Consider the following 467-nt stretch of genomic DNA (forward strand, 5'->3'; position numbering starts at 1 on the left):
GGGGGCCACCTCGCTGGCGGTGGCGACCGGTGCGCTGGCGTATGCCTGGTATCAGGGCAACTCAACCCTGTCCGATTTCAACAAAACGCTGGTCCTTTCCGGCAATCAGGCGGGACTGACGGCAGATCGTATGCTGGTCCTGTCCAGAGCCGGGCAGGCGGCAGGGCTGACGTTTAACCAGACCAGCGAGTCACTCAGCGCACTGGTTAAGGCGGGGGTAAGCGGTGAGGCTCAGATTGCGTCCATCAGCCAGAGTGTGGCGCGTTTCTCCTCTGCATCCGGCGGGGAGGGGGACAAGGTCGCTGAAGCCTTCGGGAAGCTGGCCACAGACCCGACGTCGGGGCTGGCGGCGATGGCTCGCCAGTTCCATAACGTGTCGGCGGAGCAGATTGCGTATGTTGCTCAGTTGCAGCTTTCCGGCGATGAAGCCGGGGCATTGCAGGCGGCGAACGAGGCCGCAACGAAAG

At 63.6% G+C, this 467-nt stretch carries 1 protein-coding gene; it reads left to right on the forward strand.

Translation table 11 applies throughout. The annotated features are described in order from the left end of the window. Positions 1 to 467, forward strand: a 467-nt coding sequence (locus tag D0S45_20835) for a phage tail tape measure protein (GenBank protein TIH05216.1), incomplete at both ends; no start/stop codon positions are given.

It is taken from the genome of Marinifilum sp. JC120 (assembly GCA_004923195.1).
Classification (GTDB): Bacteria; Desulfobacterota; Desulfovibrionia; order Desulfovibrionales; family Desulfovibrionaceae; genus Maridesulfovibrio.